Source organism: Planomonospora algeriensis (assembly GCF_977012225.1).
On sequence record NZ_CDRNDK010000986.1, the window covers coordinates 1 to 797 of the forward strand.

A 797-nucleotide genomic window follows, 5' to 3' on the forward strand; every position below is an offset into this window, starting at 1 on the left:
GGTGCGCGGGTGCGGGTCGAGGCGTGTGATGTGGGTGATCGTGAGGCGCTGGCCGAGCTGATCGCGGGGGTTCCGGCGGAGTTTCCGCTCAAGGGTGTGGTGCATGCGGCGGGGGTGGCTGACAACGGGCTGGTGGGGTCGCTGACGGGGGAGCGGTTGGAGGGGGTGCTGGGGGCGAAGGCGGATGCGGCGTGGCATCTGCATGAGCTGACGGCGGGGATGGAGTTGTCGGCGTTCGTGTTGTTCTCCTCTGCTGGCGGGTTGGTGCTGGCGGCGGGTCAGGGGGGGTATGCGGCGGCGAATGTGTTCTTGGATGCGTTGGCGGTGCGTCGGCGGGTGTCGGGTCTGGCGGGGGTGTCGCTGGCGTATGGGTTGTGGGATGCCGAGACGGGGTTGAGTGGCTGGTTGAGTGAGGCGGATCGGGAGCGGATGCGGCGGCAGGGGTTGCCGGCGTTGTCGGTTGGGGAGGGGCTGGCGTCGTTTGATGCGGGGCTGGTGTGCGGGGTGGCGGGGTTGGTGCCGTTGCGGGTGGATGCGGCGGTGTTGCGTTCGCGTGGTGAGGCGTTGCCGGGGTTGTTGCGGGGTTTGGTGCGGGGTCCGGTGCGGCGGGTGGCGCGTTCGGGTGGTTCGGTGTTGGCGGAGCGGTTGGCGGGGGTGGAGGGGGCTCGTCGGCGTGAGGTGGTGTTGGAGGTGGTCCGGCGGGAGGTGGCCGGGGTGTTGGGGCATGCTTCGGTGGCGGCGGTTGAGCCGGGGCGGGCGTTTCAGGATTTGGGTTTCGATTCTCTGACCGCGGTGGA

1 protein-coding gene is annotated in these 797 nt (G+C 70.0%); it reads left to right on the top strand.

Annotation, left to right across the window (positions count from 1 at the left end; all coding sequences use genetic code 11):
• Positions 1-30: 30 nt before the first annotated feature.
• Positions 31-797 (top strand): beta-ketoacyl reductase (locus tag ACWJ6R_RS37365; RefSeq protein WP_449066709.1); only part of this gene is annotated, 767 nt, incomplete at its 3' end.